The organism is Kitasatospora sp. CB02891 (assembly GCF_002803145.1).
Taxonomy (GTDB): domain Bacteria; phylum Actinomycetota; class Actinomycetes; order Streptomycetales; family Streptomycetaceae; genus Kitasatospora; species Kitasatospora griseola.
Window position 1 is genome coordinate 256517 of record NZ_NNBO01000003.1, and the last position, 25016, is coordinate 281532.

At 74.4% G+C, this 25016-nt stretch carries 24 protein-coding genes and 1 riboswitch; of the genes, 10 read left to right on the forward strand and 14 right to left on the reverse strand.

Features of this window, described 5'->3' with window-relative positions:
* The first annotated feature begins 20 nt into the window (after positions 1-20).
* Complete coding sequence (locus CG736_RS09970; RefSeq protein ID WP_100585816.1) at positions 21-1295, forward strand: MFS transporter; 1275 nt, start codon at positions 21-23, stop codon at positions 1293-1295.
* Between the two features lie 82 nt (positions 1296-1377).
* Here the strand turns inward: CG736_RS09970 and CG736_RS09975 are convergent, their stop codons facing one another.
* Positions 1378-2418: a MerR family transcriptional regulator gene (locus CG736_RS09975; protein ID WP_232733903.1), complete on the reverse strand. Its 1041-nt coding sequence runs from the start codon at positions 2416-2418 to the stop codon at positions 1378-1380.
* Positions 2419-2693: 275 nt separating this feature from the next.
* Here CG736_RS09975 and CG736_RS09980 point away from each other — a divergent pair, with 275 nt between their 5' ends.
* The 3 genes from CG736_RS09980 to CG736_RS09990 all read left to right on the forward strand — a co-directional run bounded on the left by CG736_RS09980 (position 2694) and on the right by CG736_RS09990 (position 5896).
* The gene (locus CG736_RS09980) at positions 2694-4277 is read left to right on the forward strand and encodes a dolichyl-phosphate-mannose--protein mannosyltransferase (RefSeq protein WP_100585818.1); all 1584 of its coding nucleotides are present in this window, start codon (positions 2694-2696) and stop codon (positions 4275-4277) included.
* A gap of 15 nt (positions 4278-4292) precedes the next feature.
* Positions 4293-5090 carry an ABC transporter permease gene (locus tag CG736_RS09985; RefSeq protein WP_100585819.1) on the forward strand — a complete coding sequence of 266 codons (798 nt, stop codon included), beginning with the start codon at positions 4293-4295 and terminating at the stop codon, positions 5088-5090.
* Between the two features lie 218 nt (positions 5091-5308).
* Complete coding sequence (locus tag CG736_RS09990; protein ID WP_100585820.1) at positions 5309-5896, forward strand: TMEM165/GDT1 family protein; 588 nt, start codon at positions 5309-5311, stop codon at positions 5894-5896.
* A 25-nt stretch (positions 5897-5921) separates the two neighbouring features.
* Here the strand turns inward: CG736_RS09990 and CG736_RS09995 are convergent, their stop codons facing one another.
* Together CG736_RS09995 and CG736_RS10000 are read right to left on the reverse strand one after the other, a co-directional pair.
* Positions 5922-7262 (reverse strand): peptidoglycan-binding domain-containing protein, encoded by a 1341-nt coding sequence (locus tag CG736_RS09995; RefSeq protein ID WP_100585821.1) that lies wholly within the window; start codon positions 7260-7262, stop codon positions 5922-5924.
* A gap of 127 nt (positions 7263-7389) precedes the next feature.
* The gene (locus tag CG736_RS10000) at positions 7390-8337 is read right to left on the reverse strand and encodes an AraC family transcriptional regulator (protein WP_100585822.1); all 948 of its coding nucleotides are present in this window, start codon (positions 8335-8337) and stop codon (positions 7390-7392) included.
* Between the two features lie 132 nt (positions 8338-8469).
* On the opposite strand from CG736_RS10000, the gene CG736_RS10005 reads away from it, so the two are divergent.
* Positions 8470-8967, forward strand: a complete 498-nt coding sequence (locus tag CG736_RS10005; RefSeq protein WP_100585823.1) for a DUF1772 domain-containing protein — start codon at positions 8470-8472, stop codon at positions 8965-8967.
* 7 nt (positions 8968-8974) lie between these two features.
* Here CG736_RS10005 and CG736_RS10010 read toward each other — a convergent pair whose 3' ends face one another.
* From CG736_RS10010 to CG736_RS10020, 4 genes are all read right to left on the reverse strand, one after another.
* Positions 8975-10123 carry a methyltransferase domain-containing protein gene (locus CG736_RS10010; RefSeq protein WP_100585824.1) on the reverse strand — a complete coding sequence of 383 codons (1149 nt, stop codon included), beginning with the start codon at positions 10121-10123 and terminating at the stop codon, positions 8975-8977.
* 1 nt (position 10124) lies between these two features.
* The gene (locus tag CG736_RS37000; protein ID WP_198520422.1) at positions 10125-10280 is read right to left on the reverse strand and encodes a hypothetical protein; all 156 of its coding nucleotides are present in this window, start codon (positions 10278-10280) and stop codon (positions 10125-10127) included.
* Positions 10281-10414: 134 nt separating this feature from the next.
* Positions 10415-11257 carry a helix-turn-helix transcriptional regulator gene (locus CG736_RS10015; RefSeq protein WP_100585825.1) on the reverse strand — a complete coding sequence of 281 codons (843 nt, stop codon included), beginning with the start codon at positions 11255-11257 and terminating at the stop codon, positions 10415-10417.
* On the reverse strand, positions 11254-12006 hold the full coding sequence (locus CG736_RS10020) for a DUF6879 family protein (RefSeq protein ID WP_100585826.1): 753 nt from the start codon (positions 12004-12006) through the stop codon (positions 11254-11256). The genes CG736_RS10015 and CG736_RS10020 overlap by 4 nt, the downstream gene beginning before the upstream one ends.
* A 157-nt stretch (positions 12007-12163) precedes the next feature.
* Here CG736_RS10020 and CG736_RS10025 point away from each other — a divergent pair, with 157 nt between their 5' ends.
* From CG736_RS10025 to CG736_RS10035, 3 genes are all read left to right on the forward strand, one after another.
* Positions 12164-12796 (forward strand): RNA polymerase sigma factor, encoded by a 633-nt coding sequence (locus CG736_RS10025; RefSeq protein ID WP_198520423.1) that lies wholly within the window; start codon positions 12164-12166, stop codon positions 12794-12796.
* The gene (locus CG736_RS10030) at positions 12793-13848 is read left to right on the forward strand and encodes a CU044_5270 family protein (protein WP_100585828.1); all 1056 of its coding nucleotides are present in this window, start codon (positions 12793-12795) and stop codon (positions 13846-13848) included. Before CG736_RS10025 ends, CG736_RS10030 begins: the two co-directional genes overlap by 4 nt.
* Positions 13849-13926: 78 nt before the next feature.
* The gene (locus CG736_RS10035; protein WP_043913727.1) at positions 13927-14241 is read left to right on the forward strand and encodes an antibiotic biosynthesis monooxygenase; all 315 of its coding nucleotides are present in this window, start codon (positions 13927-13929) and stop codon (positions 14239-14241) included.
* 36 nt (positions 14242-14277) lie between these two features.
* Here CG736_RS10035 and CG736_RS10040 read toward each other — a convergent pair whose 3' ends face one another.
* Positions 14278-15099 (reverse strand): MerR family transcriptional regulator, encoded by an 822-nt coding sequence (locus CG736_RS10040; protein WP_157815499.1) that lies wholly within the window; start codon positions 15097-15099, stop codon positions 14278-14280.
* Positions 15100-15305: 206 nt separating this feature from the next.
* On the opposite strand from CG736_RS10040, the gene CG736_RS10045 reads away from it, so the two are divergent.
* Complete coding sequence (locus tag CG736_RS10045) at positions 15306-16778, forward strand: alpha/beta hydrolase (protein WP_100585830.1); 1473 nt, start codon at positions 15306-15308, stop codon at positions 16776-16778.
* A gap of 27 nt (positions 16779-16805) precedes the next feature.
* Here CG736_RS10045 and CG736_RS10050 read toward each other — a convergent pair whose 3' ends face one another.
* The 6 genes from CG736_RS10050 to CG736_RS10075 all read right to left on the reverse strand — a co-directional run bounded on the left by CG736_RS10050 (position 16806) and on the right by CG736_RS10075 (position 23369).
* Complete coding sequence (locus tag CG736_RS10050) at positions 16806-17621, reverse strand: ECF transporter S component (protein ID WP_100585831.1); 816 nt, start codon at positions 17619-17621, stop codon at positions 16806-16808.
* Positions 17618-19219 carry an ABC transporter ATP-binding protein gene (locus tag CG736_RS10055; RefSeq protein WP_100585832.1) on the reverse strand — a complete coding sequence of 534 codons (1602 nt, stop codon included), beginning with the start codon at positions 19217-19219 and terminating at the stop codon, positions 17618-17620. Before CG736_RS10055 ends, CG736_RS10050 begins: the two co-directional genes overlap by 4 nt.
* The gene (locus CG736_RS10060) at positions 19216-20355 is read right to left on the reverse strand and encodes an energy-coupling factor transporter transmembrane component T (protein WP_198520424.1); all 1140 of its coding nucleotides are present in this window, start codon (positions 20353-20355) and stop codon (positions 19216-19218) included. The genes CG736_RS10055 and CG736_RS10060 overlap by 4 nt, the downstream gene beginning before the upstream one ends.
* A gap of 2 nt (positions 20356-20357) precedes the next feature.
* Positions 20358-21035, reverse strand: a complete 678-nt coding sequence (locus CG736_RS10065) for an SCO2322 family protein (RefSeq protein ID WP_100585833.1) — start codon at positions 21033-21035, stop codon at positions 20358-20360.
* The gene (locus CG736_RS38550; protein ID WP_100585834.1) at positions 21032-22468 is read right to left on the reverse strand and encodes a prenyltransferase/squalene oxidase repeat-containing protein; all 1437 of its coding nucleotides are present in this window, start codon (positions 22466-22468) and stop codon (positions 21032-21034) included. Before CG736_RS38550 ends, CG736_RS10065 begins: the two co-directional genes overlap by 4 nt.
* Positions 22469-22560: 92 nt before the next feature.
* Positions 22561-22640, reverse strand: a riboswitch (cobalamin riboswitch).
* Between the two features lie 63 nt (positions 22641-22703).
* Positions 22704-23369 carry a TetR family transcriptional regulator gene (locus CG736_RS10075; protein ID WP_100585835.1) on the reverse strand — a complete coding sequence of 222 codons (666 nt, stop codon included), beginning with the start codon at positions 23367-23369 and terminating at the stop codon, positions 22704-22706.
* 267 nt (positions 23370-23636) lie between these two features.
* On the opposite strand from CG736_RS10075, the gene CG736_RS10080 reads away from it, so the two are divergent.
* Positions 23637-24956, forward strand: coding sequence for a glycosyltransferase family 4 protein (locus CG736_RS10080; RefSeq protein ID WP_100585836.1), 1320 nt, complete (start codon positions 23637-23639; stop codon positions 24954-24956).
* Positions 24957-25016: the final 60 nt, after the last annotated feature.

The window sequence follows — 25016 nt, forward strand, 5'->3', positions numbered from 1 at the left end:
GAGTCTTCGAGGGGTGCCAAGTGAAGGAGTGGGGCGGCCGACTGCGTCGCGTCCAGATCGGCAACGCGCTCAGCGCGTTCGGCAGCGGCTTCACGCTGCCGTACATGTTCGTGTACGTGAGCGAGGTGCGCGGCCTCGGCTCCGCGGCGGCCGGCGCGGTGTTCACCGTGTTCGCGCTCGCCGCGCTGGCCGTGCTGCCGTTCACCGGCCGCGGCATCGACCGGTACGGCCCGCGCCCGGTGCTGCTGGCCGGCACCGCGATGGCCGCCGCCGGCGCGTTCGCCTTCGGCCAGGCCGCGAGCACGCCCACGCTGCTGATCTCCTCCTTCCTGTTCGGCGCCGGCGTCACCACCTGCCAGCCCGCACTCGCCACGATGATCGTCCGCTGCACCCGCAAGGCCGAGCGCTCCCGCGCCTTCGCGCTCCAGTTCACCCTGGTCAACCTCGGCATGGGCATCGGCGCGCTGGTCGGCGGCCAGGTCGTCGACACCGCCGACCCGGCCAGCCTGACCAGGCTCTTCACCATCGAGGCGCTGACGTTCCTCGGCCTGGCCGCCGTCACCGGCACCGCGAGGATGCCCGCGACGGAGGTCGAGCCGGCCGGCTCGACCGCGGCCGGGAGGAGCAGCGGGCTGCGGACGCTGGTCGCCGACAAGGCGATGCTGCGGCTGTGCCTGCTCGCCGGGCTGATCTTCTTCACCTGCTACGGCCAGTTCGAGTCCGGCGTCGCCGCGTTCGCCACCGACACCGTCGGCACCGCGCCCTCCACCCTGGGCCTGGCGATCGGCGCGAACGCGCTGACCATCGTGCTGCTGCAGATGTTCGTCGTCCGGATCACCGAGCGTCGCCGCCGCACCACCGCGATGGCCGCCGCCGGCGTGGTCTGGCTCGCCGCCTGGGGCATGGCCCTGGTCGCCGGCCTGATCCGCGAGGACGCGATGGCCGCGACGATCGCCATCGTCGCGATCTACGCCCTGTTCGGCGTCGGCGAGTCCCTGCTCGCCCCCACCATGGGCCCGATCGTCGCGGACCTCGCCCCGGCCCGACTGCTCGGCACCTACAACTCCGGCTACGCCCTGGTGAAGCAGACCGCCGTCGCGGTCGGCCCCGCCGTCGGCGTCCTGCTGGTCGGCTCCGGCACCTGGCCGCTCTACCTCGCCTCGATGGCGCTCTGCACCCTGCTGATCGTCGCCCTGGCAGTCCGCCTCCGCGGCTACCTGACGCCCGCACAGGACAACGTCCGGGTGCTGAACGTCCCGCAGCACGAGCTGCGCGAGCTGGAGGCCGTGGCCTGACGCGAAAGCGGCCTGACCCGAAACCGGCCGCCCGCCCGGGAGTCCTTCCCGGGCGGGCGGCCTTTTCGGGTCCGCGGGCGGGTCAGCGGCGGGTGGGCATCAGGAGGGAGAAGGTGTCCTCGCGGGCCGGGAAGCGGATGGCCAGTGGGGCGATCGGGCCGGTCAGTTCGAGGACCAGCTGGTCGGCGCCGCCCACGGCCTCCAGCAGGAAGTCCCGGTTGACGTGGACCAGCAGCTCGGCCGGGTCGGTGCCCGGGAGGGCGTCGGCGGCGGTGGCGGTGAGGGGAGCGACGGGGAAGTCGACGCCGTCCTGGGAGCGGGTCACCACGGACGGCTCGGTGGCGGCGAGCATGCTGCGCAGCTGGTCGGCCGTCAGCGTGAGGCGGTGGGTCGGCTCCAGACGGACCAGGCGGCGGTAGTCCGGGAAGTCGTGCTCGACCCGCTCGCCGGAGAGCTCGCGACCGGCCGCGCGGACGGTGAACTGCTCGCCGTCCAGGACCAGTTCCGCCTCCTCCGCATCCGCGAGCAGGGCCCGGGCGGCGTCCGTGAGGGCGGTCGGGAGCAGCGCGGAGACGGCCGGGCCGTCCAGCACGGCCGGGCAGTCGGCGACCGCCAGCCGGTAGCGGTCGGTGGCGACCAGGTGCAGCACGCCGTCCTCCGCGTCCAGGAAGATACCCGCCACGGCGGGCACCGAGGCGTCGGACGGGGCGGCGAAGCGCACCGCGTCCAGCGCGGCGGCAAGGCGGTCGGCGGGAACGGTCAGTCGGGTCTGCGGCACGGGGAACTCCCTCGAATCGAGCGCGGCACGGACGGCGGAGAGCTCACGGCGGGCATCGGACAGGCCGTCCTCCAGCCGCCGCACATGCGCGTCCAGCTCGGCCCGGGCCTCGGCCGGCGTACCGGTCAGCACCCTGGTGATCCCGGCCAGCGGCATGCCCACGCGACGCAACCTCGCCAGCAGGCGGGCGTCCGGCAGCTGCTCGTCCGCGTACCACCGGTACCCCGACCGCGGGTCCACCACGGCGGGGGCGAAGACGCCGGCGCCGTCGTAGAACCGCAAGGCGCTGACGCTCAGTCCGCTGGCGCGGGCCGTCTCGCCGATGCTGCGCAATCTGCTCTCCACGCGGTAGACCCTGATGCCTCGACCTGGTCGAGGGTCAAACGTAAGGGGTGAGGGGAACCGCGTGACGAGCGCACGGCCCGTCCGCAAGGCCGCGATCACGGGCACGTCGTCGTCGGGCGTCGCGACCTGCGGTCGGGTGCGCTCCCCTCCGCGCAGTTCCGCCCCCTCGGCTTCGCCCGGGGGTACCCCCGGCGCCCGCCTATGCATCCCTGCGCTTCTTGGCCGTTAGGATGCGGACATTGCGGACATGTCGTCAACTTGCGGACGGGAAGGGTATGGCGCTGGCGGTCGAGTCGCGGCAGGCGGTCGTGGGGGTCGCGGTGAGGCGGGACCGGTTCCGGTGGTGGGGGCCGGTCGGGGTGGCGGTGTTCGCGGGGGTGCTGCGGCTGTGGGACCTGCCGTACCCGAATGCGTTCGTGTTCGACGAGACGTACTACCCGAAGGACGCGTGGTCGCTGCTGCAGCAGGGCTACGAGGGGGTCTGGCCGGACAACGCGAACCAGCTGATCCTCGGTGTGCCGCAGGTGATCCCGCTCAGCGGGGCGCCGGCCTTCGTCGCGCATCCGCCGCTCGGCAAGTGGGTGATCGCGGTGGGGGAGCACTTCTGGGGCCTGCACCCGTTCGGCTGGCGGATCGCGGTGGCCGTGCTGGGCTCGGTGAGCGTGCTGATGCTGGCCAGGATCGGGCGCCGGCTGTTCCGGTCGACGCTGCTGGGGTGTGTCGCGGCGCTGCTGACGGCCGTGGACGGGCTGCAGTTCGTGATGAGCCGGGTCGGTCTGCTGGACGGCATCTCGGCGTTCTTCGTGCTGGCCGCGTTCGGCTGTCTGCTGATCGACCGGGACCGCACCCGCGACCTGCTGCGCGCAGCGCTCGCGGAGGGGGGCCGGGCCGGCGACGAGGTCCGGCTCGGGGTGCGTCCGTGGCGGGTGGCGGCCGGGGTGCTGCTGGGCGCGGCGTGCGCGGTCAAGTGGAACGGCCTGCAGATCCTGGCGGTGTTCACGGTCCTCGTCCTGCTGTGGGACCAGGCGGGGCGGCGGGCGGCGGGTGCCCGCCGGGCCTGGCGGTCGATGCTGCGGCGCGACCTGTGGCCGGCCGCGCTGTCGATGGTGGGCAGTGCGCTGGTGGTGTACGTGGTGGCGTGGAGCGGCTGGCTGGCGACCACGGGCGGCTACGGCCGGCAGTGGGCGGACGGCCGGGCGGGGCTGTCCCCGGCCCGGACGCCGCTGGTCGACATTCCGCTGCCGCAGGTGTCGATGAGCTGGGTGCCGGCGCCGCTGCGCAGCCTGTGGCACTACCACGCACAGATGTACGACTTCAATACCGGCCTGTCGTCCCCGCACAGCTACCAGTCGAACCCGTGGAGCTGGCTGGTGCAGGGCCGCCCGGTGTCCATGTACTGGGAGCAGGTGCCGGACGGGCAGCGCGGCTGCACGTCCGCCGAGGGCTGCGCGAGCCAGATCCTGGCGCTGGGCACCCCGTTCCTGTGGTGGACGGCGTGCTTCGCGCTGGCGTACGTGCTGTACCGGTGGTTCTTCCGGCGGGACTGGCGGTCCGGCGCGATCCTGGCCGGGGTCGCCGGGGTCTACCTGCCGTGGTTCCAGTACCAGCAGCGGACGATCTTCTCGTTCTACATGGTGCTGCTGGTGCCGTTCCTGTGTCTGGCGGTGACGCAGATGCTGGGGGCGATGCTCGGGCCGGAGGGCTGCCCGCCGAGCCGCCGCCGGTGGGGCGCGGCCGGGGCCGGGCTGATCGTGCTGGCGATCGTGGGCTGTTTCGCGTACTTCCACCCGCTGTACACGGCGGAGGTGATCCCGATGTCCGAGTGGCGCGCCCGGATGTGGTTCACCAGCTGGATCTGACGGAACCCACAGAACGTGAGAACGCTTTCCGCAGGCGCGGGTTCGCAGTTGCTGCCGGTCACCTGGCCGCTCGGCGTGGCGTGCGCGGTGCTGCTCGCGGTGGCCGCGCTGGTCGCCGGACGGGGTGGGCTCGGGCACGGGCGGGCGGTGCTGCGGGCCGGGGTGCGGGCAGCCGTGCAGCTGGCGGCCGTCGCGCTGGTGATCGCCTGGGTGGTGCGTTCGCTGTGGGCGTCCGCGCTGTTCGTGGTGCTGATGTTCGCCGTCGCCGTGCGCACCGCCGGCCGGCGGACCGGCGAGGGCCGGGCGGGGCCGGGCGGCCGGTGGGAGTGGGCGTGGGCGGCGGTGCCGATCGCCGCCGGGGTGCTGCCGGTGCTGCTCCTGCTGGCCGTCACCGGGCTGCTGCCGCCGAAGGGCCTCAGCGTGATCCCGGTCGCGGGCATCCTGATCGGCGGGGCGCTCACCGCGACCTCGCTGGCCGGGCGGCGGGCGCTGGACGAGCTGCGGCTGCGGCACGGCGAGGTGGAGGCCGCGCTGGCCCTCGGGTTCGAGGAACGCGACGCCCGGCTGGAGATCTGCCGGACGGCCGCCGCGACCTCGCTGGTGCCCGCGCTCGACCAGACCCGCACCGTCGGCCTGGTCACCCTGCCCGGCGCGTTCGTCGGCATGCTGCTCGGCGGCGCGACGCCCGTCCAGGCCGGGGCGGTGCAACTGTTCGTGCTGGTCGCGCTGCTGGCGGTGGAGGCGGTGGCGGTCACCGCCGTACTGGAACTGGTCGGCCGCGGGCTGGTCGGCGGCCCGGGCGGCAGCCGGTAAACTCGCCGGGTTGTTGAAGGGGAGTAGCCCTCCACCGGACCGTCGACATACCGGCCCGTCCCTCGCGGACGTGCCCGGCGCCCGGGGCACCTCACGGGGTGTCGGCGAGACCTTCGGCCGCAGTGCTGTGACCATGAACCAGTGCTGCCGGGCCGAGGCGTCCCCTTCTGCGGGTGCCCGGGGCGCGGCGGCCCGAGACCGAGAGACCCCCGTATCCGATGAACAGCCTGACCATCGCCGCGCTCACGTTCGGCATCATCTTCCTCTCCGAACTGCCGGACAAGACCGCGCTGGCCAGCCTGGTCCTCGGCACCAAGTACCGGGCGGGCTACGTCTTCGCGGGCATCGCCGCCGCGTTCGCCCTGCAGGTCGCGCTCGCCCTGGTCGCGGGCAGTCTGCTGGCGCTGCTCCCGCAGCGCTGGGTGGAGGGCGTCTCCGGCGTCCTGTTCCTGGTCGGCGCGGGCATGCTGCTGTGGCACAAGGAGGACGAGGACGAGGAGGGCGAGGCCAAGGAGCCCGCGAACAGCTCGTTCTGGAAGGTGGCCGGCACCAGCTTCGTGATCGTCGCGGTCGCCGAGTTCGGCGACCTCACCCAGATCATGACCGCCAACCTGGCCGCCAAGTACGCCGACCCGCTGGCCGTCGGACTGGGCTCCTGGCTGGCGCTGTGCGCGGTCGGCGGCATCGCCATCGTCGGCGGGCAGAAGCTGCTCCAGCACGTGCCGATGAAGGTCATCGTCCGGGTCGCCGCGCTGGCGATGATCGCGCTGGCCGGCTTCAGCCTGTTCAAGGCGATCGCGGGCTGACGGTGCGTCAAGCGAGGTGCACGGGTCAGCAGTTGGGGTTCTGTGCCATCGACTCCAGCAGGGCTCGGGTCTGCGGGTCGTAGACACCCCGCTCGATGCCCTTCAGCGTGCTGCGGTTCTGCTGCTGGAAACCGGCCAGCGCGGTCTCCGTCCAGAAGCCGAAGCCGACCTGGTTGCTGCTGGTCCTGTCCCTGTCGAGATCGCCGATCCGGTTGCAGCCGACCGCCATCAGCAGCCGCTGGAGCTGCACCACGTCCGGCCCGGTGTCGTTCCGCCGGAGGGTCCGGATCGGGGCGGACGAGGACGGCTGGGCGGTCGGGGAGGCGGACGGGCTGTTCGTGGCCGGGGCGGTGGTGACGGGCGCGGCCATCGGCTGAGTGCTGATGACGGGCTGGGACGGCCGGGCGGAGGTGCGGGTCGGCGACGGGCTGTTCGCGCTCGCCGACGCGTCCGGGGACGCCTCGACGCTGGGCAGTGCGCTCGGGGTGCCCTCGGCGGACGAGGCCACCGCCGGGCCGCTCGGCACGGGCAGCGCGTTGTCGACGGTGCTCGGCGAGGAGGACAGCAGCATCGCCAGGCTCGCGCCCAGCGCCGTCACGCCCACCGCGCCGCCCGCGATCACCAGCCGCTTGCGGTCGGCGCTGCGCCGCCGCTGCGAACGGCGCTCAGCCCGGCTGACCGGCGCGGCCGACTCGTCGTCGTGGAAGCTGAACATGCCCAGGTCGGCAGGCGGACGTGCCGAGCCCGGGGTCGGGGGGACCGGCATGGCGGCCGGGTCGGGGCCGGCGGGCACCGGCGGGAGCAGCGCCGTGGCGGGTTCGGGGCCGGCGGGTATCGGCGGGATCAGCGCGGTCGGCGGTTCGGGCTGCGGCTGCGGCGGCGGTACCACCCGGCCCAGCGGGAACGGGACGCCCTGCTCGGTCTGCACGAACCGTCCGGGCGCGGCCGTTCCCTGCGGCGGGACGGGCGGCAGCAGCTGCGTCGCGGCGGCGTCGGGCAGGTCGGGGAGGGGCGGCTGCGGCGGCGCGAACGGGCCGGCGGCCTGCGGGACGTGCGGCGGCAGGCCGGGCGCCGACGGCGGGACGGCCCCGGGAGCGGACGCCTGCGGCGGCACGAACGGCGGCCGGTCCGAGGGCGACTGCGCGGTGATCGGCTGCACCGAGGGCGGGCCGACCCGGGTCGCGAACGGGTCGGCGGCCGGGTTGCCGGGCTCCACCACGGGGGTGCCGGCGACGTACGGGCGCACCAGGTGCGGGCCGTCCAGCGGCGGGAGGACCGCGGTCTGCTCGGCCGGGGAGAAGGCGTGACACGCGCAGCTGCCGGCCGGCCCTACGGTGCCGCAGCGGGGGCAGCGGTCTGCCGGCATCGGCCGGTCCTCCTCGGGTCGGAAACGAACGGGGTGATTATGCAGGACCATCCCACGGGGCAACAGGGACGCCCGGCGTCGGGGTGCGTCCTGGCCGGTGCGAGCGGCCGGCCGGGCGCCGGGTCCGTCAGCCGGCCGCGGCGCCCGCCAGCTCGCGGAACTGCTGCGGGCTGACCCCGCGGACCCGCTTGAACGCGGCGCTGAGCGCGAAGCCGCTGCCGTAGCCGACCCGGCGGGCGACCGCGGCGAGGGTGGCGTCCGGTTCGGCCAGCAGGTCGGCGGCCTGGGCGAGCCGCCAGTTGGTCAGGTACGCCATCGGGGGTTCGCCCACCAGGTCGGTGAAGCGCCGGGCGAGCGCGGCCCGCGAGACGCCCGTCTCGGCGGCCAGCTCGTGCACCGTCCAGGCGCGCGCCGGGTCGGTGTGCAGCAGGCCCAGCGCGCGGCCCACCACCGCGTCGGCGTGCGCCCGGTACCAGGCGGGGGCGTGTCCGGCGTCGCGGGCGAACCAGCTGCGCAGCGCGGAGATCAGCAGCAGGTCGAGCAGCCGGTCCAGCACCACGTCCTGGCCCGGCTCGTCCCGTCCGATCTCCGCCTCCAGCAGGGCCACCAGCGGCGAACTCCACTCCTCGGCGGCCAGTCGCAGCACCGGCGGCAGCGCCCGCAGCAGCCGTCCGCTGACCTCGCCGTGCAGCTGGTAGGTGCCGCTGAGCAGCACCGTCGCGGCGTCCCCGGCGGTGCCCCAGGTCCGCACGCCCTGGTCGAGCTCCTCGCACATCCGCTCACCGTCGACGGTGGTCGACACCTGCCCCGGGTGGATCACCACCTGCGGCGCGGTCTCCGGCCGGTCGGCGACGGTGTACGGCTCCGGCCCGCGGACGATCGCCAGGTCGCCGACCCGCAGCGGCACCGGCGGCGCGCCGTCCGGGACGATCCAGCCGTCGCCGCGCACCGTGGTCAGCACCGTCAGCGGCGCCCGGTCCTCGATCCGGATCGCCCACGGCGGGTCGAACACCGACCGCAGCAGGAACGCCCCTTGGGCCCGGGGACCGGTCAGCAGTGCGGCGAGCGCGTCCATGGCGGCCAGCGTAGACGTCCGGCGCCCGGCCGGGTGGACTCTCGCGCATGCCAACGAGCTTCTGGGCCATGGATCTTGGCTCACCCGCCGAGTTGACTGTCCGTCATGACCGCACGAACGGGGGCCCACGGCATGGCAGTTCTTCGCACGGTGACGCTGGTCGGGGCGACGCTCGCCGCAGGGCTCAGCGCGGGCCTGTTCTACTCCTACGCCTGCTCGGTGATGCCGGGCCTCGCCAAGGTCGAGGACCGAGCCTTCGTCGACACCATGCAGCGCATCAACGTGGCCATCCTGAACGGCTGGTTCATGCTCGGCTTCGTCGGCGCGCTGGTGCTCATCGTCGCCGCGGGCGTCCTGCAGTGGCGCGGCGGAAACCGAACCGTCCTGCTGTGGATCGGCGCCGCCGCCGTCCTCTACCTCGCCATGTTCGTCATCACCAGCGCCGTCAACGTCCCCCTCAACGACAGGCTGGCCGCCGCCGGCGCCCCCGACAGGCTCACCGACCCGGCCGCCGTCCGCGCCGCCTTCGAGGACGTCTGGGTCCGCTGGAACGTCGTCCGCGCCCTCACCGCCACCGCCGCCTTCGCCTGCCTGACCTGGGCGCTGGCCCTGTCCGGCCGCCACTCCTGACCTGCCGTCATGCCAACCGGACGGTGTGCGTGCCGTCCGGCGTGATGGTGAGCTCGAACTGCTCGAACCCCGGGCGGCCCCGGGCGTCCCACCACCGCCACGCGGCCTCCACCTCGTCCCACAGCCGGCGCGGGCCGGACTGCACCACCTCGAACTCCGCCCGCCCCGGCTCCCGATCGGCCGTCGCCCACGAGGTGACGGCCGTGTCGTGCAACCAGAGCGTGTAGGACCCGTCCGGGTACCGTTCCGTCAGCGGGAAGACCCCCGGCACCCGGGCGCCGATCGCGAACATCGCCCCCCAGCCGCCGAGTTCGTCCGGCGAGAGGGTGGTGGTGGACCGGGCCCCGTCGGCGGGCCACGGCGCGGACAGGTAGGCGAGACTGCTCGGACGACTGGTGCGCTGGGCGCGCAGCCGCATGAACGCCGACGAGTGGACGAAGCTGCCGCGGGCGCTGCCGTCCGGCTGGGTCGTCAGCCTCACGACGGCCTCGCCGCCGTACTCCGGCCCCCAAGGAGCGACGATCACCGCGCCCGGGCGGCACTGTTCGATCCAGGCGCGGGGCACCTCCCGCACCGAGCAGGTGGCGATCACCCGGTCGAACGGCGCGGCCGGCGGATGCCCGGCCGCGCCGTCGCCGACCACGGCGACCGGGGCGTACCCCGCTCGGGCGAGGCGGCGGCCGGCGTCGGTGGCCGTGGTTCTGTCGACCTCGACGGTGGCGACGTTCGCCGAGCCCAGACGGTGCGAGAGCAGCGCGGCGTTCCAGCCCGTCCCGGTGCCGATCTCCAGCACGCGGTGGCCCTCGGTGACGTCCAGTGCCGCGAGCATCGTGAACACCATCGTGGGCATCGAACTCGACGAACTCGGTGCGGCTCCCCGGGAGTTGCCGAGGTGCGCCCCGTCGTCCCACTGCGTGGTCAGCGGCACGTCCGCGTACACCGCCCGCCACCACGCGGCCGCGTCCTCCCGCCGGCTCACCGCGTCGCCCTGCCGCACCCCGTCCGCCATCCCCGGCCACACCGTGTCCGGCACGAACAGGTGGCGGGGAACGGCGTGGTACGCCGCGAACCAGTCGGACCGCAGCGAACCGTTGGCGATGAGCGCGGAGGCCAGCCGCTCGCGACCCGACTCCGCAAGCTGACGTGCCGTCACCATGTCAGCGCCCCGCCGCCGGTCCCTGGCCGTCGGAGGTGTTGCCGCCTTCGTCGCTGCCACCGCCGCCGTGCTTGTTGCCGCTGCTGCTGTCGTCCTGCTGGCCGCCACCGGCTCCGTCGCCGTTGCCGCCGCCGTGCTTTCCGTCGAACGTGGGCATGGTGTCTCCTTCTTCTCACCCGGAGTTGACGGGCTTTCCGTCCGTCCGCGCTCCACGCTAGGAGCCCGGGACAGTGGCGAGCGCGCCTGATTCTCGGTAATTCCTCTGGCGGCGCGAGGAATTCGCGGACGGGCTCAGGTGACGTCCAACGCCTGCCGACACCGGGCGATCACCCGCTGGGCGGCCGGGCCGTGGACGGCCGCGCGGTTCAGCGACTCCCACACGCGCAGGTAGAGGGCCACGCTGTCGGGGGCGTCCAGCCAGAGTTCGGCGTGCCAGTCCTCGGCGATGACCAGGCGCTCGTCGTGGATCCAGAACCCGTTGGCGGGCGGCAGCTCGACGGGGGCGTCGAACGGCACGATGCCGAGAGTGACGTTGTCGAGGCCGATCACACCGCTGAGACGGTCGAGTTGGGCGGCCATCACGCTCGGCGGGCAGATCCTCGCCCGCAGCGCGGCCTCCCACATGACGATGTGGAAGCGCTTGCCGCGCCGGTACAGCAACTCCTGGCGGCGGATGCGGGCTTGCACCGCCTCGTCGATGTCGCGGGGGGAGCGGTGGAGGCGGACGTAGGCCTCGAAGACATGCCGGGCGTAGTCGGGGGTCTGGAGCAGGCCGGCGATCAGCGCGCTTTCCCACGCCCGTAGTACCGACGACGACTCGCACTCGACCGCCAGCCGGTCCTGCACCGGTCGATGACCGGCGGCCAACTGCCGTCGCCAGGAGCGGGACTGTGTTTCGAACGCGCGAAGGCGGGCCGACAGCTCGGCCGCCGCCTCGGGCTGCCCGACACCGTCCGCCCAGGCCCGAAGGTCCTCGTGGGTGGCGGTCTGGCGGCCGGTCTCCAGCTTGCTGACCTTGGACTGCGTCCATCCGAGCCGGTCGCCCAGTTTGCGACCGGTGAGACCGCCCTCGGTCCGCAGCTCACGGAGCCGCAGACCGAGGGCGTAACGGGCCTGTTGGAAATCGGTGGTCACTCGCCGGACGGTACCCCAGCCCGGAACTCGCGGTGCGGCACGGCGAAGTGCCAGGCGGCGTCCCGCTCCTGGCAGGCGCGGTTGACCCGGACCGGGTCGGTGATCACCTCGATGTCGGTCAACACGTCGTCGGCGTCGAAGTGCAGCAGCGCGATCACCCGGGAGTCGAACACCCAGGCGTCCTCCAGGGGAAGGCCCAGCCGGTCGGCGTCCTCCCGCCACAGGTAGCGGACGTCCTCGCCCACCGTGCCGATCTGTTCGGCGTTGTCGAGCAGGTAGCGCTGGCCGAGGGTCGGCGGGTTGTCCATGATCCGCACCCGTTCGAACCGCTTGCCCTGCGCGGACTGTGCACGACGGTTGCGCGCCCAGTCGTCGTCCATGTCCCACCCGGGATCCTCCCCGGCCACGAACCGGCGGTAGGTCTCGGTCTGCTCGTCCGAGCTGTACTGGCGGCGGGTCTCCAACCGGAAGGCCGTGTGCTGGAAGGTGTGGAACATCGACTCGAACTCGTCGTAGTCGATCAGCACCGGCTCGCGCTCGGCGGCGCGCGGTGCGAAGTCCGCGAGCAGGACGCGGGGTACGGTCACGAACCCCTCGCCGGGCTTGATGTTGCGGAACTGGGCTACTTCCGCCGGGTCCGTGACGAGGTCGCCCTGCACGATCACCTGCCCGGTCTCCTCGTCCTCGTACAGTGTCGGGCAGCCGCTGTGTCCCGAGTTGCTTCCGATGTAGCGCAGTCGACGGGTCATCTGTCTGCTCCTCCCGTGGATGGTCGGCCCCAGAATGCCCGGGCGTCCGGCGGGGCAGGACGCTGATTCGCGAATATTCGTCCGGAGGGGCTGGCGTGACGGGCGTCACGGGAACCCGTGGGTGGGTGCCGGACAGCTCATAGGAGTGATCACAGATATGCGAACCCGGGTGCGGGCCGGGGACCCGAGCGTGTTCGGGGAGTTGTTCGACCGCTATGCCCGGGCCGTCTACAACCATGCGTTCCGGCTGACGGCGGACTGGTCGGTCGCGGAGGACGTCATGTCGGCGACGTTCATGGAGGCGTGGCGGTTGCGGAGCAGGGTGGCCGAGGAAGGCGGGTCGTTGCGGCCGTGGTTGCTGGGCGTCGCGACGAACCTGGCGCGCAACCACTGCCGCAGCAACCGGCGTTACCGTGCGGCGGCCGCGGCGCTCGCCGCGAGCGGGGCGTCGGTGGTGGAGGTGCCCGACCATGCCGAGGAGGTGGTCGGGCAGGTGGACGACCGGCGGCGGCTCGCGGCGACGATGGCCGCGATGGGCGCGCTGCGGCGTGCCGAGCGGGAGGTTCTGGTGCTGTGCCTGTGGGACGGGCTGGAGTACGCCGAGGCGGCCGAGGCGCTCGGCATTCCGGTCGGGACGGTGCGTTCCCGGCTGTCGCGTGCCCGTACCAAGCTGCGCAAGCTCGCGGATTCGGAACTGGCGGCGGAAAAACGGGAACCCGCCCGCCGCCCTCGACAGATGAACGGGGACCGCGCGACAGCGGTCCGGCCCGTACCGGAAGGACACCGATGAACGCCAGCCCCTCCCAGCCGCGCCCGGCTGACCGGCCGGAGACCGATGGTTTCCTGCCGACCGTGGAGCGGGATCTGCCGACGGGTCGCCACCAGTTCCACAAGGAGCGCCTGATGGCCCAGATCCACGAAGACCTCGCCGTTCCCACCCCCGCCGCCCGGCGGCGCAACCCGTTCCTGCGCCGCGTCGTCCTGCTGCCGGTGGCAGCGTGCGTGCTGGCCGGCGCCGTCGTGGTCGGTGCCGGCCTGAGCCGGGGCGGTGACCCGGTCCGGTCCGCCGCCCCCGGCACCGGTCCCGTCCTGACCACCGACATCCGCCCCGCGGACGCGCAGGGAGCCGTCCAGTTGCTCGACCGGATCTCGCTGGTCGCCCAGGAGACCACCGCCCCGCAGGCACGTGCGGGCCAGTACGTCTACATCGAGTCGAAGGTCGCCGGCACGTCCGTGTGGTCGGTCAACGGCAAGGAGTCGGCGGTCGGCGAGGCCCTGGACACCCGGCGGAGCTGGAAGTCGGTGGACGGCCACAAGGGTTGGCTGATCGATCGGCGGAACAAGGACGGCATCACCCTGGACACGACGGAGGCGCCGGGGCTCAACGCGCCGTCCTACGACTACCTGGCCGCCCTGCCCACCGACCCCGACGTCCTGCTGAAGAAGATCTACACGGAGACGGCGGGCCACGGCCCCGGCCCCGACGCCGAGGCGTTCACCACCATCGGCGACCTGCTGATCGAGAGCTACCCGTCCCCGCAACTCGCCTCCGCGCTCTACCGGGCCGCCGCCAAGATCCCGGGCGTGACCAAGGTGGACGACGCCGTCGACGCCGCCGGCCGCCACGGGATCGCGGTGGCCCGGTTCGAGCAGAAGACCGGCGTGCGCACCGAGTGGATCTTCGACAAGTCCTCGCTCGCCTTCCTCGGCGAACGCACCGTCCAGGTCGAAGGCACCTCCGGCAACGGCCTGATCAAGCCCGGCACGGTCATCTTCACCAACGCGATCACGGCCCGCGCCGTCGTCGACGGCGTGCAGCAGACCTCCGCGCAGTCGGCCTGACCGCTGCCGTCTCCCGCCACCCCCGCCGTCCTGCCGGGCCTTCGGGTTCGGCGGTGTGAGGTGGGGGAGGATGGAGGCATGAGCGTTGTGAAGATCAATGTGCTGACTGTTCCTGCGGAGCAGCGGGAGGTGTTGGAGCAGCGGTTCGGGTCGCGGGCCGGGGCTGTCGAGGGTGCGGACGGGTTCGAGTGGTTCGAGCTGCTGCGGCCGGTGGAGGGGACGGACCAGTACCTGGTGTACACGCGGTGGCGGGACGAGGCGTCGTTCCAGGCGTGGATGGAGGGCCCGATGAAGGCGGCACACCAGGGCGGGGGCGACCGGCCCAAGCCGGCGGCGACGGGGTCGACGGTGTGGTCGTTCGAGGTGGTGCAGTCGGCCGGGCCGAAGGCGTAGGGGACGTGCGGGGGCCGGTCCTGGGGGAGGCCGGCCCTACGCGGGGTGGAACGGGACGGCGATGTCGGCCACGTGCTCGTCCGGGCCGGCGGTGGCCCAGTTCGGGTAGTAGACCTCGCGGTTGGAGGCGCTTCGGGCGTAGCCGCGCAGGGTGATCCAGGTGCCGACGGCGTCGTGGGCGGCAGCCATGGCCGCGAAGCCCGCCTGGCTCTTCGTGCGGGTGAGGTAGGCCTCGCGGTGGGCGGGTTCGATGCGGACGCCGATCTGCCCGGCGGGTCCGACCGCGTCGCGGGTGGGGGCGCAGACCTCGACGGGGCCGTCGGAGTCCTCGCTGACCAGGCCGTCGAAGACGGCGAAGATCGGTCCGGACAGGCAGGCTCCGGTTTCGCGCAGGTGGGCGAGGAGCAGTTCGGTCGACGAGGCGAGGACGGCGGGGAGGTTCGCGGCGGTGACGTGGCACCGGGTGAACAGGACTTTCTGCTCCGCCACTTCGCGTTCGGCGATCTCGTTCATGGCCGGGCTCCTTCCGGTGAGGACTTCTCGGGCGTAGCCCACCGCGTCCCGGCGGGCCGTGTGCGCGGATTCCTGCTCGCGCCAGTACACGGCGAGCAGCGCGGCGGGCTCCGCGCCGGGGGAGTCGAGCACGGTCGCGATGAGGGCCAGCGGCATGCCGATGGCGCGCAACAGGGCGATCCGGCGGGCGCGTTCGACCTGGGCGGGGCCGTAGCGGCGGATGCCGGTCCGCGGATCGGTCCGGGCGGGCGGCAGCAGGCCGCGGTCGCCGTAGAGCCGTAGGGCCTTGAGGCTGAGCCTGGTTGCGGCCGCGAGTTCCCCGATGGTGATCAGATCCTCTTGCACGGGGATCACTGTGCCCGCTGCCCCTGGGGGAGGGGCAAGCCGCCGCGTCCGGAGGATGACCCGGGTGGGACCGTGGCGGGACGTCAGGGCCCGGTTGTACGCCGCAGGTTGGAGACCGGGGCCATCCTGCGGCGGTACGTGGGGCGGGGGTGGCGGAACGGAGACTGGAGGTGATCCGGGGGACTGATTCTGCACAGAGGACGGGCATGGTTCTGCGAGACGGGCGAACGACTTCCCTGCTGACCGTGGGGGCGGTGACGGCCGCGCTGGCGGCACTCACTCCGGTGACGGCGTTCGCGGCGGGGGACCCGCTCCAGCGGTACGCGCAGCAGGAACTCCGGTGGGAGCGCTGCGAGATGGACGGGCTGCCGTCGTTCGAGTGCGCGAAGGTGAAGGTGCCGCTGGACTACGCGAGGCCGACGGGCCGGACGATCGAGGTCGCGATCTCGCGGGTCAAGGCGGCCAGCGCGAAGCAGCGGCACGGGGTGCTGCTGATGAACCCCGGGGGGCCGGGCAGCCAGGGGCTGACGATGCCGGTGGAGTTCGAGCCGATGCTGCCGGCGGAGGTGCGGGCGCAGTTCGACCTGGTCGGGTTCGATCCGCGCGGGGTCGGGAAGAGCTCGCCGGTCGGCTGCGACCTGACGGAGGACGAGCGCAGCATCCAACACCCGTACCGGGAAGCCACGTTCGGCAAGGACGTGGAGCGGGCCCGGTCGGTGGCCGACAAGTGCTGGGAGAAGGCGGGGGACGTGCTGCCGCACATCACCAGCCGCAACACGGCGCGGGACATGGACATTGTCCGGGCGGTGCTGGGCGAGCGGCGGATCTCCTACTTCGGGTACTCGTACGGGACGTACCTGGGCGCCGTCTACACGCAGCTGTTCCCGCAGCGGTCGGACCGGATCGTGCTCGACAGCGCGCTCGACCCGAAGCTCGCCTGGCGGGGGACCTTTCGGGGCTGGTCGACGGCGGCCGAACTCGCCTTCACCCGCTGGACGGAGTGGGCCGCCGAGCGTAACGCCACCTACGGGCTGGGGGCCACCGCGGCGGAGGTGCGCAAGACGTACTGGGACTTGGTGGAGCAGGCCGGTCGGACGCCCGTCCCGACCGACGACGGGAAGGCGCTCGACGGCGACGCCATCCGTTCGGGGTACCGCGCGTTCGTGCAGGTCGAGGCCGTCACGCCGTGGATCGTCGCGCTGAAGGCCGCGGCCGCGGGCGGGCCGGCCGCGCCGGGCGTCCCGCCGGGCGTCGTGGACGACAACCAGACGGCCGTCACCTGGGCGGTGTTCTGCGGCGACACCCGCAGCTGGCCGCGCGACCCCGAGCAGTACCGGCGGGACGCGATCGCCGACCGGGCCGCGTACCCGCTGGCCGGCGACCTGGGGGCGAACATCCAGCCGTGCGCGTTCTGGAAGTCGGCGGCGGTCGAGCCGGCCACTGCGGTCGACAACGACGTCGACGCGCTGATCGTGCAGAACCAGTGGGACCCGCAGGCGACGCTCGCCATGGCCCAGGGCATGCGGCGGGCCCTGCACGGCTCCCGGATGGTCACGGTCGCCGACGGCGAGGGCCACGGCGTGGTGGTGGCCGGCCCGTCCTGCGCGGACGGCGCCTTCACGCGCTACCTGACCACGGGCCGGCTGCCCGCGAAGGACCTCACCTGCACCAACCGGTGACCCGCGCCGATCGGTGACCCGCAGTACCTAGTGGAAGGCCGCGCGGCGCGTCGCGCGGCGGAGGGTGCGCAGCAGGGGGCCGCCGACGGTGAGGCAGAGGACGGCGGTGAGGGCGGCGCGGGGGAGGTCCCAGCCGAGGGAGGTGGTGAGGCAGTAGAGGGCGAAGCGGGTGAGGTTGGCGGGGAGGGGGTCGCCGGGGACGAAGGAGATCGAGGTGGCCAGGCCGCCGATGTAGGGCCAGCCCTGAAGGTTCATCACGGTGCCGTAGCCGACGGCGGAGACGACGCCGTAGAGGGCGAGCACCAGGAGTTCGGCGCGGCCGCGCAGGCGGGCGGCGCCCGGGAGGAGGCCGGCGCCGAGGCAGACCCAGCCCATGGCGAGCATCTGGAACGGCAGCCAGGGTCCGACGCCGCCGGTGAGCAGGCCGGAGGCGAACATGGAGAGCGCGCCGAGGACGAAGCCGAAGCCCGGGCCGAGGGCGCGTCCGGAGAGCACCATCAGGAAGAACATCGGCTCCAGCCCGGCGGTGCCCGCGCCGAGCGGGCGCAGCGCGGCGCCGGCGGCGGCCAGGACGCCGAGCATGGCGACGGCCTTGGCGTCCAGGCCGGGGGCGCCGGCGGCGGTGCGGCCCTCGGAGAGCTGGGCGACCAGGACGGCGAGCAGCAGCGGCAGCAGCAGGGCGAACAGCCAGGGCGCGTCGGTGGAGTGGCCGACCAGGTCGGAGTCGCGGGCGGCGAGCAGCGGCCAGCCGAACGCGGCGACGCCGACCGCGGAGACCAGGGCGAGCGCGAGCACCGAGCGCCGTCCGAGCGGCACGGGGCGGGCGAGTTCCCCGGAGGTCATGGCAACTCCCTGAGGGCGGCGGCGACTTCGGGGACGGTGAGGTACGGGGGGAGGATCTTCGCGGTCTGCGGGGCGAAGGTGGGCGAGGCGAGGACGACTTCGGGCGTGGGTCCGTCGGCGACGATCTCGCCCTCGGCCAGGACGGCCGTGCGGTGGGCGAGTTCGGCGGCGAGTTCGACGTCGTGGGTGGCGAGCATGACGGTGTGGCCGTCGGCGGCGAGGGCGCGCAGGATCTCGACGAGGCGGGCCTTGGCGGCGTAGTCGAGGCCGCGGGTGGGTTCGTCGAGGAGCAGGACCGGCGGGCGGGCGGCGAGCACCACGGCGAGCGCGAGGGTGAGGCGCTGGCCCTCGGAGAGGTCGCGGGGGTGGCACCGGTCGTCGATGCCGGGGAGCAGGGCGGCCAGGATGCTCCGGCAGGCGCCGGGTTCGGCGCCGGCGTCCTGGTCGGCAGCGGTGCACTCGTCCGCGACGGTCTCGGCGTACAGCAGGTCGCGCGGGTCCTGCGGGACCAGGCCGACGGAGCGGATCAGGTCCTTGGGGCGGGACTTGTGCGGCGTGCGGCCGTTCACCCGGACGGTCCCGGAGTCGGGGGCGTGCAGGCCGACCAGACTGCCCAGCAGGGTGGACTTGCCGGCGCCGTTGCGTCCCATGAGCGCGGTGATCTGCCCGGGGAACAGGGCGAGTTCGACGCCGCGCAGGGCCGGGACGGGGCCGCGGGAGACCACCAGTCGGGAGACGGTGGCGATCGCGGGGGCGGTCGGCGGGGCGGGGGCGGGGGCCGGCGCGGGCAGCCGTTCGCGCAGCGTCGCCGCGCGCCGCCGGGCGTCCCGGACGGTGAGCGGCAGCGGGTCCCAGCCCGCCAGCCGGCCGAGGTCGACCACCGGGGGGCGGACGGGCGAGCGGGCCATCAGCGCGGCGGGGTCGCCGAGCACAGGCGGCTCGCCGGGCCCGGGCAGCAGCAGGACCTGGTCGGCGTACTGGACGACGCGCTCCAGGCGGTGCTCGGACAGCAGGACGGTGGTGCCGAGGTCGTGCACCAGCCGCTGCAGGACGGCCAGCACCTCCTCGGCGGCGCCCGGGTCGAGCGCCGAGGTGGGCTCGTCCAGCACCAGCACCTTGGGGTGGACGGTCAGCACCGAGCCGATCGCGACCCGCTGGCGCTGGCCGCCGGAGAGCGCGGAGAGCGCCCGGCCGCGCAGCTCGGCGAGGCCGAGCAGGTCGAGGGTCTCCTCGACCCGGCGCCGCATCACGGCGGGCGGCAGGCCCAACGACTCCATGCCGTAGGCGAGTTCCTCCTCGACCGTGTCGGTGACGAAGTGCCCGGCCGGGTCCTGGCCCACGGTGCCGACCACGTCGGCGAGTTCACGCGGCCGGTGGGTGCGGGTGTCGCGGCCGGCGACGGTGACCCGGCCCTCCAGCACGCCGCCGGTGAAGTGCGGCACCAGGCCGGAGACGGTGCCCAGCAGGGTGGACTTGCCGGCGCCGGACGGGCCGACCAGCAGGCAGAGTTCGCCCTCCGGAACGGTCAGGTCGACGCCGCGCAGGGCGGGTTCGGCGGCGTCGGCGTACCGCACGCCGACCTGCTCGAAAGTGATCACCTGGTGCTCCGGGGCGGCTCGGGGGTGACGAAGGCGGGCAGCAGGCCGATCAGCGCGGCCGCGGCGGGCAGCAGCGGAAGCCGGGGCGCGGTCGGCGGCACCACCGACGGCGTCAGGGCCTCCGGCCAGCGGCCCGCGTACCAGATCAGGGCGGCCGCGACCAGTGCGCCCGAGGCGGCCGTCAGCCACTCCGGGAGCGCCCACGGGTCGGGCCGGTAACGCGTTCGGACGGAGCGCCGGCCGCCCAGGGCGAGCCCGGCGGCGGACGCGGCGACGCCGGCCAGCAGGACGGGCAGCGCCCAGGCGTGGCTGCCCGCGGTGAGCAGGCCGTAGGTGGCGCAGCACACGCCGAGCAGCCCGGCCAGCGTCAACGCCCCGGCGGTGCGCACCAGTCGGCGCGGCACGTCGGCGGTGCGGCCGAAGCCGCGGGTGTCCATCGCCGCCGCCAGCGCCACCGAACGCTCCAACGCGCCCTCCAGCACCGGCAGTCCGACCGACAGCACCGCGCGCACCCCCCGGTCGGTGCGCCCGCGCAGCCGCCGGGCCGCGCGCAGCCGGCGGACGTCCGCGACCAGGTTCGGCGCGAAGGTCATCGCCACCACGGCCGCCACCCCCGCCTCGTACAGCGCGCCCGGCAGCGACCGCAGCAGCCGCGACGGGGAGGCCAGCGCGTTCGCCGCGCCCACGCAGGCCAGCAGCACCGCGAGACGCAGGCCCTCGTAGAGTGCGAACAGGATGCCCTCCAGGCTCACCGAACCGCCCAGCCGGACGCCCTGCGCCCAGGAGGGGAGCGGGAGTTGGGGCAGGGTGAACAGGACGTGGGTGCCGCCGACCGGGGAGCCCAGCACGACCGCGAACACCACCCGGGCGGCCAGCACCAGCAGGCCCAGGCGCAGGAACGCCGCGTACGAGCGGGCCCACGGGGCGTCGCCGCGCCGGGCGGCCACCACGAAGCCCGCCACTGCCAGGATCAGCAGCAGGAGCACCGGATTGGTGGTCCGGCTGGCCGCCGCGGCGAGGCCCAGCGACCACAGCCACCAGGCGCCCGGGTGCAGCTGCCGGGGCAGTGAACGGCTGTGCACCGCCCCCGAGTTCGAGACCTCGGGGGCGGTGCGGCGCAGACGGTCAACGGACATGGTCAGCGGGTGCGGCGGCGACGGGCCTGCCAGAGGGCGCCGGCGCCCAGCAGGACCACCGCGCCGACTCCGGCGATCACGCCGACGGCCGGTCCGCCGTCGCCCTTGTCGGCCGGACCGTCGGACCCGGTGGCGGAGTCGGAGCCCGCCGCGACCTGCTCGCCGCAGCCCGCGCGCGGGTAGCCGGCTATCGCGCACAGCAGCCCGCCGGAGTCGTAGCGCAGCGGCGCGGCCACCGCGGCCAGCACCTCCGCGGAGTTCGCGGCGGTCGGCACCGAGGCGCACACCGAGCGGGCCTCGGCGGGCTTCTCACCGTTCGGCGCGTCCTTCGCGGTGCCGAAGTCGAGCACCACGGCGACCCGCTTGTGGCCGCCGGCGGGCGCGGTGTTCGCGCAGATCGCGGCGGAGTCGGCGGGCAGCGACGGCCGCGGCGCGTCCTGGCCGCCGTCCGGGCTGAGCACGAACCGCCAGCCGTCCACCGCCCCGTCCGCCGGCACGTTCCCGGTCGGGCCGACCTGCTGGAACGCCCAGCCCTCGGCGCCGCCCTTCCAGAACGACCAGTACCGGTAGTCCGCGGCGTGCGCGGACCCGGCGGCCGGGCCGAGCAGCGCCGCCAGCACACCCAGCAGGGCGACGACCGCCGCCGCGGGCAGGGGAGTCCGGCGGACCCGCCCGGTCACCGGTCCTGCTCCGGCTTCTCGTCCGACGAGGCGCCGCCGGTCGAGGCGCCCCCGGTCGGGGCGTCGCCGGACGCGGCGCTCGCAGCAGCGGCGGCGTTGTTGCGGCGGCGGTTGAGGCTGAGCAGGATGCCGGCGCCGATGCCGACGAGCAGGCCGACGGCGATCAGCCAGCCGGCCGAGAAGCCGCTGTTCTCGTCGGGTTCGGTGATCGCCGAGCCGGGCGCCCGGGTGGCCTGCGGGTCGCCCCCGACGGGGCCGACCTTCGGCTTGGGGCCGGAGTCGGCCAGCAGCTGCACCAGGTTGGCGCCGCCGAAGTTGTACGGGTCGAGCTTGGCGGCGCGGGCCGTCAGCACCAGGGTGGCGGTGGCCGACGGGTCGGTGCCGCTCTTGCCCTGCGCGGCCCAGGCGTAGCCGTTGCCGGCCAGCCAGTCGGCGGCGCTGGCGGCCTCGGCGGGGTGGCCGGTGGCGACCAGGCCGAGCACCGCCCAGGCGGTGGAGTTGTAGTCGGCGGTCGCGGCCGCGCCCGGGGTGTCCAGCATCAGGCGGTGCCCGCCGGCGGCGAGCCGGCCGGCCAGCCAGGCGGCGTCCGCCTCGGCGGAGTCGGCGTGCGCGACGGGGCCGTCGCCCGGGGTGTCCGGGCAGGTCAGGGCCTTCGGCGCGGTGTCCTTGCGGTCGGAGGTGGTGACCGGCAGGTGCCCGCCCGCGGAGGCCAGCAGGGCCTGCGCGGCGGCGAGCGTGTTGGGCGCGGCCGGGGCGCCCGACACCGGCTGGTAGACGAACGCGCCGCGCTGCTCGGTGGGGGACCAGCAGCCCAGCTGGAAGGAGGCCAGCCCGGCGTAGGCGGACTGCCCGCCCGGGACGGACGTCGCGGCCGGGTCGAGACCGGCGGCCAGCAGCGCGTTCACCGCCAGCGCGGTGGAGTTGGCGTCGCCGGGGGCGCCCGGGTTGTACGCCCAGGTGCCGTCCACGGTCTGCTTGGCGCGCAGCCAGTCGGTGCCGCGGGTGACCTGTTGCTGGTGGTTGCCGAGCACGGTGAGCGCCTGCACGGCCATCGAGGTGGCGTTGGAGTCCTCGGCGGCGGGGGTGCAGGCCACGCCCTCGACCCGGTACGACGGCCAGCCGCCGTCCTCGCACTGCTGGTCGAGCAGCCACTGCACGGCCGCGTCGGCGGGTTCGACCCGCTCCTGGTGCAGGGCGATCAGTGCCAGCGACTGCCGCCACACGCCGTCGTACTGCGGGTCGCCCTTGCCGTACAGCCCGGCGGGCACCCCGGGCGTCGCGGGCGGGGCGGAGGCCGAGCCCGAGGCCGAACCGGACGGGGAGCCGGAGACGGACGCGTCGGGGGAGGGGTCGGCGAGGGCGGGCGCGGCGGCGGCGCCGGCGAGCAGGGCGCCGGCCAGTGCGGCGGCGCCCAGGCGGGCAGCGGTCAGCATGGGGAGAAAGCCTTTCGGGAGCGGTCGCAGCGGACCCGAAGGCACGGGCCGCCCGTAGACCCACGACGGAGGGGGGCCGCTCGTCTCCGGCCGGGCAGTCCGACTGCGCCGCGCCGGTCGAACGGCGCGGCTCACGGTTGCGGGTCAGTGCCGGAATCGCACCGGCTTCCCCCGGCCTCGGAGGCGGATGAAGTTGTCGGCGGTCCGGTGGGGGCCATTCCGCGCCCCCACGACTCTAGCCGCCGACCCGCGCGGCACCCCCGGGAGGTGGTGGAACCGGTTGCAGTTCGTCCTCGGCCGGGGCGGGCGTGGCGAGGGTGAGCAGCCGGGCGGCGGTGTGCAGGTCGGCCCGGACCTCGGCCAGCGAGGACCGCCCCGACAGCCAGGCCAGCAGGGTGGCGTGCCAGGTGTGGGCGACCACCCGCAGCGCGGCCTGCTGGCCGGCCGTCGGCGGGTCGGGGAGCCGGGCGGCCGCCAGCACGATCGCCGAGGTGACCTGGGCGACCTCGTCCACCTCGCTGCCCACCGAGCGGTCCGCGAAGGACAGCGCCCGCACCATCGCCTCCGCCAGCCGGGGCTCGCGCTGCAGCGCGTGGAAGGCGTGGGTGAGCGCCTCGGCGACCCGGGCCGCCGGGTCCGCCCCGGTCGGCGGACGCCGCCCGACCTGCTCGTGCAGCCGTTCCAGCTGCTCGCGCATCACCGCCACCAGCAGGTGCACCTTGGACGGGAAGTAGCGGTACAGCGTCCCGAGGGCGACCTGCGCGCTCTCCGCCACCTCGCGCATCTGCACCGCCTCGAAGCCGCCCCGGGCGGCCAGCGCGGTGGCCGCCCGCAGGATGCCCCGGCGGCGCTCGGCCTGGCGCGGTGTCAGCGGCCCGGCGGCGGTGTCGTTCGCGGTCACGTTCACTCCCGGGGCGGAGGATCGAAAGGGCGGGTGGCCGGGACCGTGGTAACCGGCGGTAACAGCGGAGGGGCGGGCGGCTGAACAGCGTGGCGTGAATCACCTGCCACGGCTCCTGACGGCAAGCTACGGCCCGGTAATCTTCGAGGTCCCTCGTTGTCCGCTTTCCCCGACGGCGAGCCTGCACCACTGTGAAACGTGATCTACTTTACCGGTCGGCGGCCCCGCTCGTCGCCGGTCCCGGTGAGTTGGAAAGAGGGGCCCCGGATGACCGCGTTGCCGCCGCCGTCGCTGCGGATCGCCCTGCTGTCGTACCGCGGCGACCCGTTCTGCGGCGGCCAGGGTGTGTACGTGCGCCACCTGTCCCGGGAGCTCGCCCGGCTCGGCCACCACGTCGACGTGATCGGCGCGCAGCCGTACCCCGTGCTCGACGAGGTCGAGGGCCCCGGCTCGGTGCGCCTGGTGGAACTGCCCAGCCTCGACCTGTACCGCGCCGACGACCCGTTCCGCACCCCCGCCGCCGGCGAGTTCCGCGGCCCGGTGGACCTGCTGGAGTTCGCGGTGATGCGCACCGGCGGCTTCCCCGAGCCGCTGACCTTCTCGCTGCGCGCCCGCCAGTACCTGGCCCGGCACAAGGGCCGCTACGACGTGGTGCACGACAACCAGACCCTCGGCTACGGCCTGCTCGGCCTGGCCCGGCACGGCTTCCCGCTGGTCACCACGGTCCATCACCCGGTCACCGTGGACCGGCAGTTGGAGATCGACGCGGCCGCCGGCCGGCTGGAGCGGCTCGGCAAGCGCCGCTGGTACGCCTTCACCCGGATGCAGCAGCGGGTCGCCCGCCGGCTGGAACACGTCATCACCGTCTCGGAGAGCTCCCGCGGCGAGATCGCCGACCACCTCGGCGCCGCCCCGCACGCCATCTCGGTCGTCCCGATCGGCGCCGACACCCGCCTGTGGTCGCCGTCCGACGCCGTCGCCCGGGTGCCCGGCCGGATCGTCGCCACCTCCAGCGCCGACGTCCCGCTCAAGGGCCTGGTGCACCTGGTCGAGGCGCTCGCCAAGGTCCGCACCGAACGCGACGCCCACCTGGTGGTGGTCGGCAAGCCGCAGAAGGACGACGGCCCGGTCGCCGACGCGGTGCGCCGGTTCGGCCTGGAGGAGCACATCGAGTTCCGCACCGGCCTGACCGACGCCGAACTCGTCGACCTGTACCGCTCCGCCGAGGCCGCCTGCGTCCCCTCGCTGTACGAGGGCTTCTCGCTGCCCGCCGCCGAGGCGATGGCCACCGCCACCCCGCTGGTCGCCACCACCGGCGGCGCGATCCCCGAGGTCGCCGGACCCGACGGCGAGACCTGCCTGGCCGTCCCGCCCGGCGACGCCGGGGCGCTCGCCGCCGCACTCGGCCGACTGCTCGACGACCCCGCGCTGCGCGCCCGGCTCGGCGAGGCCGGACGGGCCCGGGTGCTGGAACGGTTCACCTGGGCCCGCGCCGCCGAACTCACCGCCGACCGCTACCGGGCCGCCATCGCCACCGGAACGGGCGCCGCCGCCCGCTCCGGGCCCGGCTGGCGCTACGTCGGCTGACCGGACCCGTTCGGCCGACAGACCGTCAACACCCGTACCACCCTTCGTGAATGGGAGCCC